The sequence below is a fragment of the Mesorhizobium sp. WSM4813 genome, assembly GCF_055811555.1.
Genome location: NZ_JBVVQU010000012.1, coordinates 126,589 through 135,858 on the forward strand (window position 1 = coordinate 126,589; position 9,270 = coordinate 135,858).

General features: G+C 61.6%; 6 protein-coding genes, 2 tRNA genes and 1 pseudogene. 2 read left to right on the forward strand and 7 right to left on the reverse strand.

What is annotated here, in order from left to right; translation table 11 throughout:
* Positions 1–386: 386 nt before the first annotated feature.
* From AC0L25_RS09515 to AC0L25_RS09540, 6 genes are all read right to left on the reverse strand, one after another.
* The gene (locus AC0L25_RS09515) at positions 387–3,170 is read right to left on the reverse strand and encodes a valine--tRNA ligase (RefSeq protein WP_473595255.1); all 2,784 of its coding nucleotides are present in this window, start codon (positions 3,168–3,170) and stop codon (positions 387–389) included.
* Positions 3,171–3,554: 384 nt separating this feature from the next.
* Positions 3,555–4,424 (reverse strand): PopZ family protein, encoded by an 870-nt coding sequence (locus AC0L25_RS09520; protein WP_473595256.1) that lies wholly within the window; start codon positions 4,422–4,424, stop codon positions 3,555–3,557.
* Positions 4,425–4,635: 211 nt separating this feature from the next.
* Positions 4,636–6,036, reverse strand: a complete 1,401-nt coding sequence (locus tag AC0L25_RS09525) for a TolC family outer membrane protein (RefSeq protein ID WP_473595257.1) — start codon at positions 6,034–6,036, stop codon at positions 4,636–4,638.
* A 184-nt stretch (positions 6,037–6,220) separates the two neighbouring features.
* Entirely contained in the window at positions 6,221–6,889 is a 669-nt protein-coding gene (locus tag AC0L25_RS09530; RefSeq protein WP_473595265.1) for a protein-L-isoaspartate O-methyltransferase family protein, read from the reverse strand.
* 107 nt (positions 6,890–6,996) lie between these two features.
* Positions 6,997–7,070, reverse strand: a tRNA-Cys gene (locus tag AC0L25_RS09535).
* 333 nt (positions 7,071–7,403) lie between these two features.
* Positions 7,404–7,664, reverse strand: a complete 261-nt coding sequence (locus AC0L25_RS09540; protein ID WP_029353198.1) for a hypothetical protein — start codon at positions 7,662–7,664, stop codon at positions 7,404–7,406.
* Between the two features lie 221 nt (positions 7,665–7,885).
* Here AC0L25_RS09540 and AC0L25_RS09545 point away from each other — a divergent pair.
* Positions 7,886–7,960 (forward strand) — tRNA-Asn (locus tag AC0L25_RS09545).
* Between the two features lie 86 nt (positions 7,961–8,046).
* On the opposite strand, the gene AC0L25_RS09550 is transcribed toward AC0L25_RS09545, so the two are convergent.
* Complete coding sequence (locus AC0L25_RS09550; protein ID WP_287285629.1) at positions 8,047–8,256, reverse strand: hypothetical protein; 210 nt, start codon at positions 8,254–8,256, stop codon at positions 8,047–8,049.
* 230 nt (positions 8,257–8,486) lie between these two features.
* Here AC0L25_RS09550 and AC0L25_RS09555 point away from each other — a divergent pair.
* Positions 8,487–9,270 (forward strand): annotated as a pseudogene (locus AC0L25_RS09555) (IS5 family transposase); the annotation flags it as partial.

A 9,270-nucleotide genomic window follows, 5' to 3' on the forward strand; every position in this document is an offset into this window, starting at 1 on the left:
AACGGCGCAACAACGAATTCTCGACGCGTACATGTACGCCTTCGCCGACCGCATTTTAGACAAAGTGACAGCTTCACCGCAGAGCCGGAAAACGGCTCATTTGGCTGAAAATCGAGAAAAGAACTCGGAAAACTCGCACGGAACGGCGCAAAAACGGCTCTTTTTGCGAGAACCAAGCTCATTGTTACATTATGGCAACAATGGGGCTAAAACATTCCGTTTACGTCAAGATTTACGCAGCGGAATGCCTATTTTCGTGGCAGAAAGCCGGTCGGAAAAGCGAGTTCGGACACTCGCGAATCCAGAAGTGTCGGACCCAAAAGCGGGAGCTGGTTTTGGGTCGATCCGATCCTCAGCCAATTCGATTTTCGAACACCAGAGATAGATCAACCGGCTTCGCGCACCCGTGTCAGCGCCACCGAAAGCTTTTCTTGCGCCTCGCGATACTCGGCGAGTTTTTCGCGCTCGGCTTCCACGACATCTTCCGGCGCGTTGGCAACGAATTTCTCGTTTGACAGCTTCTTGTGCAGGCGGGCGATCTCTTCGGTCACCTTGACCAGTTCCTTCTGCAGCCGCGTCGCCTCGGCGGTAAGGTCGATCAAGCTACCGAGCGGCAGGCAGATGGTCGCCTCGTTGAGCACGATCTGGGCGGAGCCCTTCGGTGCTGTATCGACCAGCGAGATGTCGCCGACCCGCGCCAGTCGCTTGATGGCCGATGCCTGACGTTCAAGCCTTTCGTGGGTTGCGGTATTAGCGCCGATCACCATCAGGGGCGCGATCGCAGCCGGCGGCACGTTCATTTCAGAGCGCACGGAGCGGATGCCTGAGACGAGATCGACCAGCCAGTTGATGTCAGCGGCCGCTGCCTCATCCTCGAAATCGGGCGACGGCCACGCGGCATGGCAAAGCAGCGACGGCCGTTCCTTGCCCTCGCCTGATGTCTCAGCCCACAGTTCTTCGGTCATGAACGGCATCATCGGATGCAGCAGCTTGTAGATCTCGTCGAGCACGAAGGCGACACAAGCCCGGCTTTCGGCCTTGGCAGCCTCATCCGGACCTGTGAACACCGGCTTCAGCAGTTCCAGGTACCAGTCGCAAAACAGGTTCCAGACGAAGCGGTAGGCCGCACCTGCAGCCTCGTTGAACCGGTATGAGGTGATGCCATCGGTGATTTCGCGCGCGGCGCGGGTCAATTCGGTCAGGATCCAGCGGTTGACCGCCAGCTTGGCGTCGTTCAGCCAGAACTCATCGTTCCTCGCGACGTCGTTCATCTCGGCAAAACGCGTCGCGTTCCACAGCTTGGTGCCGAAGTTGCGGTAGCCGGCGATGCGGGCCGGATCGAGCTTCACGTCGCGTCCTTGTGCGGCCATCACCGTCAGCGTGAAGCGCAGCGCGTCGGCGCCGTATTCGTCGATGAGATCGAGCGGGTCGATGACGTTGCCTTTCGACTTCGACATCTTCTGCCCGTTCTTGTCGCGCACCAGCGCATGGACGTAGACGGTGTGGAACGGCTCCTCGTCCATGAAATGCAGGCCCATCATCATCATGCGGGCGACCCAGAAGAAGATGATGTCGAAGCCGGTCACCAGCACGTCGGTCTGGTAGTAGGTCTTCAGCTCCGGCGTCTGGTCCGGCCAGCCAAGCGTCGAGAACGGCCACAGCGCCGACGAGAACCATGTGTCGAGCACATCCTCGTCGCGCGTCAGGATCTCGCCCGGCTTGAAGTTCTCGAGCTTGTCCTCGACCCAGGCCTTCCATGGCCCTTCCAGCGCCAGATAATATTCGACGGCGGCTGCAAGCGCCTCCTCTTCGGTCTTCTCGACGAAGACGCGTCCATCCGGTCCATACCAGGCCGGGATCTGGTGACCCCACCAGAGCTGGCGCGAAATGCACCAGGGCTGGATGTTCTCCATCCAGTCGAAATAGGTCTTTTCCCAGTTTTTCGGCACGAAATTGGTACGGCCCTCGCGCACCGCACGAATAGCCGGTTTGGCGAGTTCTGCCGCGTTCGCATACCATTGTTCGGTCAGGAACGGTTCGATCGGCACGCCGCCGCGATCACCATGCGGCACGGCATGGCGATGCGGCTCGACCTTTTCGAGGAAGCCGCCCGCTTCCATCAGTTCGACGATCTTTTTGCGCGCGACGAAACGATCGAGGCCGTTGAGTTCATTCCAGACGGCCTGGCGCTCGGGCGTCACCTCCAGCCCGGCGAGAAAGTCGTCATTGTCCGTGAGGGTGACCGCCGCCTCGACGGTGAGGATATTGACCGCCGGCAGCTTGTGGCGCCTGCCGACCTCGAAGTCGTTGAAGTCGTGTGCTGGCGTGATCTTGACCGCGCCGCTGCCTTTCTCCGGATCGGAATATTGGTCCGCCACCACTGGGATCTTGCGGCCGACGATCGGCAGAACGAGGTTCTTGCCGACCAGATGCCGAAAACGCTCGTCGTCGGGATGCACCGCCACCGCCGTATCGCCCAGCATCGTCTCGGGGCGTGTCGTCGCCACAGTGATGAAGGTTTTTGGGTTTTCCAGATCGAAGACCTCGCCCTCGACGGGATAGCGAAAATGCCAGAGGTTGCCGTTGACCTCCTGCTGTTCGACCTCGAGGTCGGAAATCGCAGTCAAGAGCTTCGGGTCCCAGTTGACAAGGCGTTTGTCCTTGTAGATCAGGCCTTCCTTGTAGAGCGTGACGAACACTTCGAGCACCGCCTTGGACAGGCCCTCGTCCATGGTGAAACGTTCTCGGCTCCAGTCGGCCGAGGCCCCCAGCCGCTTCAACTGGTTGAAGATCGCGCCGCCGGATTCGGCCTTCCACTCCCAGACTTTCTCGATGAACTCGTCGCGCGTCAGGTCGCGGCGGTGGATCTGCTTCTCCATAAGCTGGCGCTCGACCACCATCTGCGTGGCGATGCCGGCGTGGTCCATGCCGGGCTGCCACAGCACGTTCTTGCCGCGCATGCGCTCGAAGCGCACCAGAATGTCCTGCAGCGTGTTGTTGAGCGCATGGCCCATATGCAGTGAGCCGGTGACGTTCGGTGGCGGGATGACGATGGTGAAGGCTTCCGCGCCCTCCTCGGCGCCTGCGCCGGCACGAAACGCGTCGGCCTCCTCCCAGATTTTGGCGATCTTCGGCTCGACGATTTTGGCGTCGTAGGTTTTTTCGAGCATGGAAAGACGTCCGAGCTGTCGGGATTGTTGGGTTTGGTGTAAATCGGAAGGCAGTTGGCAAGTCAACCGCAAGCGAGCGGCGGACGACCATGCCAATAAATAGCGCCGGGGCGGCTTTGGGCAACTCACGGAAGTGAGCGTCGCAGGGCAATCGCTTCCGGGTTGGCGCTGCCCCTCATTGCCCTGCCGGGCATTTCTCCCCGTATAGTGACGGGGAGAAAAACGCCTTCGCAAAAGATTTCGCCAATCACCAACGTTGCAGAAAGGGTGCGGGGGGTGCAGCCGGGCCCTTCTCCCCGTCTCTATACGGGGAGAAGATGCCGGCAGGCAGATGAGGGGCGGCGCCGACTTCGACAACTGGCCGGTCGAGCGCTTGGGAAGCAGTTACTGCGCGCCGCGCGCCACGCGTTCGATTTCCTCGCGCACCAACCGCTCGACCAGCGTCGGCAGATTGTTGTCCAGCCAGTCCTGCAGCATGGGCCTGAGCATCTCCTCGGCCATCTCGTCGAAGGTTTTCTTGCTGCGGCTGGCGAACGCATCGGAAAGCTCGCCGAAGGCGGCTGCGACCTGCCGGCCCGTGTGTTCGGAAAGGATCGCCGGGCGAGTGGACGGTGCCTCGCTTGTCGCCGGCCGCGCCAACCCGCTTCGCGGCGGGTCCGGCTCGAAAACAGGTTCGGCCGCGTCCTCGAAAACCTCGGCCTTCGGTTCGGCGTCCGGCGTCCGTCGCACCTCAGCCCTGTCTGGGGCCCTGTCCGGCTTGGCCGCGGTCATCGCTCCGCCGACTGCGGCGATCTCACGCCGCCAATCGGCAACGATGCTGTCGGTCGTCTCCGCAACCCTTGCCGTCGTCGCAAGCGGATCCGGCTCCGGCTCGGCGGCCGGGGCCGGTTCGGCCGCGATCCTGGCATCAGCAAGTGTCACGGGCGCTTCGACCGGAGCGGGATCGGAACGCGCCGGCGGCTCCATGCGTGCGATGACGGGCTCGGCGGCCGACGGTTGCGCCTGCACCTCGGTCAGCGTGACCGGCCTCCTGGCGTCGAATCCCGGGCGCAACTCGGCGCGAAACGCACCCGCCTCCGGTGGCGCCCCGCCTACCGCCGGTCCCGGCACGGCAACCGACGCTAAATCCTGCAGCAGGTCGTCCGCTTCGTCCGGCTGCTTGCGGCCGGTATCGTTGTCCTCGATGATCCTCCTGATGGAAGCCAGTATCTCCTCCATGGAGGGTTCGCGCTGTACGCTGCTTGCCGTCGCCATCGTCACATCCGCCGCCCTTGTGACTCGTTGCAGATTTCCAGTCCGACCAAAGCCGGATTCGAATCATTGCAACAGCGTAACCGACGGATCGCCTTACGAGAATCCCCAATCTGAGGGCGCGTTGGATTTCAACAGATTAGAGCCCGCGCGTTCCTTTGAACGGCGGGCTCTAATGCCTTGAAACTGGACGGAATTGAAACTGGTGGAGCGATCAGCGGCCGTCTGGCGTGCGCAGGCCGAACCACTTGTCCTTGACGGCATTGTAATGCTCTTCGGGCCTGTATTTCGTCACCTGCAGGGCGAGACGCTCGACCGAAAGACGACCGATCGCCGAGAGGATGGCATAGCTCGCCACCACCAAATCGCGTTCGGAACTGGCCTGGTTGATTTTGGCGGTGATGAGGGTGGCTTGGGCGTTGAGAACGTCGAGCGTGGTGCGCTGGCCGACATTGCGCTCCTCGATGACGCCGCTCAAGGCAAGCTGCGCGGCGGCGATCACCTGCCTATTGGCCACCACGGTTTGCTGCGCGGCGATATATTGCGTCCATGCCGAGGTCACCGCCTGCCGCACGGTGTCGCGGCTTACATCGACCTCGATCCGGGCCTGGCTAAGCGATTCCTTGTTCTGACGCACTATCGCCGACGTGCGCCCGCCCGAATAGATCGGGATGGTCAACGTGGCACCGATGCTGGCCGAACTGGTTGTGCCATCCTGGCCCGTATCGGCAGAGCCCGGAGCCGTCCTGCGGTAGGCGCTGGAAACGCCGGCGGAAGCCGAAAGCTGCGGCAGCAGCGCGCCTTCGGCCGATTTCACCGTAAATGCCGCCGCGTCGACCAGATGCTGGGTGGCGAGGATGGCCGGGTGCTCAACGGATGCGATCGCGATCGCCGCATCGAGATTCGTCGGCAACAGCTTCGCCAGCGGCGAAGCGGCCCTCAGCCTGCCTGGCTCGTCGCCGACGAGCTGGCGATAGGTCGCAGCGCTCGCCAGCGCCTGCGCGCGGGCGGCGGCCAGTTCCGCCACGGCGGAAGAGCGCTCGGCATCGGCCTGTGCCACGTCGGTGCGGGTGCCTTCGCCGACCTCGAAGCGCGAACGCGCGGCGCGCGCCTGCTCGGTCAGGAACTGCAGGTTTTGCTCCGTCAGCACCGCCACTTGCCGGTCGCGAATCACGTCCATATAGGCGCTTGCCGCATTGAACAGAATATTCTCTTCGGTGTTGCGCAGGCTCTCGAACGAGGCGCGGACCTGCGCTTCGGCGGCGGCGACGTTGTTCCTGGTCTGGAAGCCGTCGAACAGGGTCTGGTCGATCTGGACGCCGAAGTTGCCGGTGGTCAACGAGATGCTTCGGTTCGGCCCCTGACGAGCATCGAAATGGCTTCTGGAGAAGTCGATGTCCGCGGAACCGGTGATGGTCGGGCGCCAGCCGGACTTGGCGATGGCAACGCCCTCATCGGTGACGCGGACGCCGGCGCGGGCCGAATTGAGCTGGGAATTGTTCTGATAGGCTTTTGAAAGTGCGCCAAGAATGGTTTCCGCCGAGGCGCCTAGCGGAGAAAGCGCGGTCGCCGAGAAGAGGACGGCGGCAAAAAGACTCTTTCGTAAAGACGGCACGTTATTCCCTCATTCGTTTTGCATGGGAACCACACCGCGCCGGCTTCTCCCATTCGAGCAGCCGGCGCGGTGTGTCTCGTTCCCTGCTGTCTGCCCCCAAAAGAACACCCCGGTTGTGCGGATCAGCAACAATTGTTCAAGCGCAAGCGAACATGACAACGCCTTTGCTGCAAGCCAAAATCACTCAGAACTCGAACGCACGAATACGTTCGAATCCCGGTAGTGGCTTAATTGCCGCATTAAATGCGCCTCTTCCGGTTACAACGCCCCCTGTTTTGAAAAACAATCGGGCCACACCCGAATTCCCCTGCCCTTCGACGGCGACGAGACGGCCGCCTTCCGCAAGCTGGTCGAGCAGCGACGCTGGCACTTTCTCCACACTGCCGCCGATGAAAATGACGTCGTAGGGTGCTCCCGCGGCATGGCCTTCCGGCAGCGGCCCCTTGACCACGCTGACATTGTCGCAGCCCAGCGCCGAAAGCGTCGACATGGCGGTCTCGGCCAATGCCGGATCGCTTTCCAATGCAACGACCGACTTTGCCAGCCGCGACAGGATCGCCGCCGCATAGCCGGTGCCGCAGCCGACATCGAGTGCCGAATCGCCAGGGCCGATCTCAGCCAGCTGCATCAGCTTGGCCAGCGGCGAAGGCTCCATGAGGTAGCGGGGGCCGTCCGCTCCATTGGCAATGCGGATGTCCTCGTCGATATACGCCAGATCGCGCTGGCCGGGGGCGACAAAGGCCTCGCGCGGCACGACAAGCATCGCCTCGAGCAGCGGGGCGCTGGTCACGTCGGTGGTGCGGATCTGGCCATCGACCATCTTCACACGACGTTCGGCAAAATCAGCGCTCATGTTCCAACCAATCCGCCCAAAACCAATCTGCTTGCCGCGCCAAGACCGCGGCTCATTTCGACCGGAACTGAAGCCCCCTGGCGCTGGTGCGCGGGAGCTTGGGCATTTGGAGGCCTCGCCCGGAATCGAACCGGGGTGCAAGGATTTGCAGTCCTCTGCGTAACCACTCCGCCACGAGGCCTCATTGCTCCCGGCGTTCCACCCGGTTCCAATAGGTTGCGGCGAAAATGCCGTCAAGCGGCCATGCTGCATTCCGGACGGTTTCCCCTCGGCCATGATGCCACGTGTCAAATCGTCGACACGCATGCTGCAATTAAAATATTAGTTAACTGTTAAGTACGGAAAACGGCAAAGGGAAGCCCGGGGCCTGGACCTCACGTCGGGTAAGCAGAAGGTCCGCCATTCTTAAGGAGTTGCAAGGGGCCAAAAAAAAGCGCTCCGGGCATCAGCCGGGTTGAGTCGAGCCGGAGAGACCGACCCATCACAGATGGCTTTGCCACGCGGTACAAACCCGTCAGTTCGGCCGCCGTCGCCGTTCCCACCACACGACAAGCCGGCGCCGGTGGCGGCGCACCAAGGCAAACTCGTAGGAGAGCACCAGCAATCCGATCGGAATCATCCAGAAGCCCAGGATCGGCAGGAAGCCGAGAATGCCGCCGAAGATCAGCACGACGCCGATCGCAATCCTGAGGCCGCGCGAGCGCGGCATGGTGAACTGACGGCCGAAGACCGATATTTTCCGTGCCGGTGGATGGTTGTGGCTTGCTGCGCTCATGTCTGATTGGTGGTCCGTTCGGGGAAAGTAAAAGCATCAGCTGACGAAAGCCGCAACCACCTTTTCGGTTCCGCGCACCCCGTCAGACGGCTCATATGAGGACACGCGCACATGATTGCGAGAAATCGTGGCGCGAAAAAGCGCCGAAAAATACGAAATGCTTCTTTGCAAAGCCGAAACGGGTTTGCTATAGGCTGCGCCACTCACATGAGAGCCTCTGTTCCCCGGTAGCTCAGTGGTAGAGCAACCGGCTGTTAACCGGTTGGTCGCTGGTTCGAATCCGGCCCGGGGAGCCAATTTGCTGTTCTAGTGCGTTGTTTTCATTAGATTTTACAAAACACGCAGGCCGCGTTCCCCTCTTTTTCTCCCCGCTTTTGGACGCTTACCAGTGCCGCCACATATCTAGTGCCGTAATTAACACGATCAGCCACACGCCGACCTCTACGTTGTTCAGCCGTCGCCTTATTCCGACGAGATTGTAATTTGTTACCAGGGGCGCCTCATGCAACTCGTCATCTGGAATGTCGCCTGATTTTGCGAGCATCTTGTCGACTCGCTTGTCGTGGCTGTCCTTCATCTCTGCGAATATCATTGCCGCTCTCCTCCGCTACAACGTGTAGGTCGCAGAACAATACTAACGCGTCGACCGTGAACTATCCGCAAGCCGTTGATCTGGCATGTTGATTGAGGCGGATAGCGGCTTTGGAATTGCAGGATTCGCGGTTTATGAGCGCTGTTTTCCTGCAATTCGGTTTTGCGATTCCCTTGTGCTGCGGAGCGTGATTCACTCGATTCGGCGGCGGCGAATCGAGGGGACGGCGAATGTCCAAGCCACGCGAGAAGCGCGAGACGGGAGAGCAGGATCTGTTCCGCTCCAGGCTCGATCAGATCATCAACATGGAGCACGAGCTGGTGCGGCTGGCGCAGGCGATCGACTGGCCGGTGCTGGAGGAGCGTTTCGGAGCGGTGTATGCGGACGGTCCCGGCATGCCGCCGCTGCCAACCCGACTGATGGCGGGGCTGGCGATCCTCAAGCACACCTTCAACCTGTCGGATGAGGTGCTGTGCGAGCGCTGGGTGGAGAACCCTTACTTCCAGTATCTCACCGGCGAAACGTTCTTTTGCCATACGCTGCCGTTTGACCGCTCCTCGATGACGCGTTGGCGCAGCCGTATGGGCGAGGAGCGGATCGTGGCGCTGTTGCAGGAGAGCCTCAGCCTTGCGGTCAAGACCGGGGCGATGAAGCCGGCCGACACGCCAGGCCATCGTCGACACGACCGTGCAGCCGAAGAACGTGATGTTCCAGACCGACGCCAAGCTCATCCACCGGGCGCGCGAACGGCTGGTGCGGCTGGCCAGAGGAACGGGCTCCATTTGCGCCAGAGCTATGTGCGGGTCGGCAAGCTGGCGCTGATCAGCCATCAGCGCTATGCCCACGCCAAGCAGTTCAAGCGGGCGAACAAGGCGCTGCGCAGGCTCAAGACCTATCTCGGCCGGACCATTCGCGACATCGGTCGCCAGATCGCCGGCGATGCGGGGCTGGACGCGCTCTTCAAATGGCCGCTCTACCAGGCGGCCACCGTTCTCGAGCAACGCCAGCGCCAGC